Here is a 414-nt window from a genome sequence, read left to right as displayed (position 1 = left end):
CCGTCGGCCGGACCAGGCGCCGCTTCGTGGAAGGCAATCTGGAGCGGGCCCTGAGCGAGGAGCCGCGTCCGGGCGCTGAGCGCAAGCTGACCGGCAAGGAGGAAGCCCTGCTGGTGGCGACCGCATGCGCCAAGCCGCCCGCTGGCTGCAAACGCTGGACGCTGACGCTGCTGGCCGACACGATGGTCAAGCTCACCGATCACAACAGTCTGTCGGGCGAGACCGTGCGTCGCCGGCTGGCCGAGAACGACCTCAAGCCGTGGCGCAGGGACATGTGGTGCATTCCCCATGTCGACGGCGAATACGTTGCCCGCATGGAGGACGTGCTCGACCTCTACGCCGAGACGCAGAATCCCGCCCGGCCGCTGGTCTGCTTCGACGAGACCCCCATCCAGCTGATCGGCGAGGTGCGCC

The 414-nt window shown here is 68.6% G+C and carries 1 protein-coding gene; it reads left to right on the top strand.

Annotation, left to right across the window (positions count from 1 at the left end; translation table 11 throughout):
• Positions 1-414 (top strand): helix-turn-helix domain-containing protein (locus tag GPA22_RS22500; RefSeq protein ID WP_169258292.1); only part of this gene is annotated, 414 nt, incomplete at both ends.

The organism is Aromatoleum toluvorans (genome assembly GCF_012910905.1).
In the GTDB taxonomy this organism is placed as follows: Bacteria; Pseudomonadota; Gammaproteobacteria; order Burkholderiales; family Rhodocyclaceae; genus Aromatoleum; species Aromatoleum toluvorans.
Note: the sequence above shows the minus strand (reverse complement) of the source record. Positions and strands in the feature narration are given on the sequence as shown.